Origin of the sequence: Thiorhodococcus minor (assembly GCF_010820565.1) — a bacterium.
In the GTDB taxonomy this organism is placed as follows: domain Bacteria; phylum Pseudomonadota; class Gammaproteobacteria; order Chromatiales; family Chromatiaceae; genus Thiorhodococcus; species Thiorhodococcus minor.
Window position 1 is genome coordinate 1 of record NZ_JAAIJQ010000283.1, and the last position, 907, is coordinate 907.

At 68.6% G+C, this 907-nt stretch carries 1 protein-coding gene; it reads left to right on the top strand.

The window, feature by feature from the left end; all coding sequences use genetic code 11:
• The coding region (locus tag G3446_RS26975; protein WP_245232844.1) for a reverse transcriptase domain-containing protein at window positions 1-907 on the top strand (907 nt) is incomplete at both ends.

Genomic DNA, 907 nt, shown 5'->3' on the forward strand with positions numbered 1-907 from the left:
CTATATCAAAGCGAAGCAGGAGCCGCGGTATCGGTTCTACACCCTGTATGACCGACTCTGTCGGCCTGACGTGCTTGCGAGCGCCTGGGCCCAGGTCGCCGAGAACGGCGGTGCACCTGGGGTGGATGGGGTGCGCATCGACGATGTGCGCGCCGCCCCCGGCGGTGTGGAGGCCTTCCTCGCCGAAATCGGCGAGCGCCTTCGCGCCAAGCGTTACCGCCCGCAAGCGGTGCGGCTGAAGCCGATCCCCAAGGCGAATGGAGGGGAGCGCCCGCTGGGCATTCCCACCGTACGCGATCGCGTCGTCCAGACAGCGGCCAAGCTGATTCTGGAGCCGATCTTCGAGGCGGACTTCCTCCCTGTCTCCTACGGGTTTCGCCCAGGGCGCTCGGCGCATGGAGCGCTCGAGGCCGTGCAGGGGGCCCTGCAGGATGGTCTGACAGCCGTTTACGACGCCGATCTCGCGGGGTACTTCGACAGTATCCCGCATGCCAAGCTGCTCGCCTGTGTCGAGCGGCGCATCGCCGATGGGAGCGTGCTCAAGCTGATCCGTCAGTGGCTGCGCGCCCCGCTCATGGAGGGCGACGGCGACCGGCATCGGCCTGCGAGGAAGGTCGACCGCAGCGCCGGCACCCCGCAAGGCGGTGTCATCTCCCCGCTGCTGGCCAACCTCTACTTGCATTGGATGGACCGGCGCTTCCACGCCAGCGACGGACCGGCGCAGTTCGCCGGCGCCCGGCTGGTGCGCGACTGCGACGACTGTGCGCCACGAAGGCGCGCTGCAGGGCGCAAGCCCTGCGTGCAGCCATGCTGCACAAGAGATGGGGGTCGGCCCCCCGAAGCCGCCGTGCAGGCGGAGGCTTCAAACCGCCCACTGCGGCTGCCTTTAAGAGAGGTGGTCGTGAGC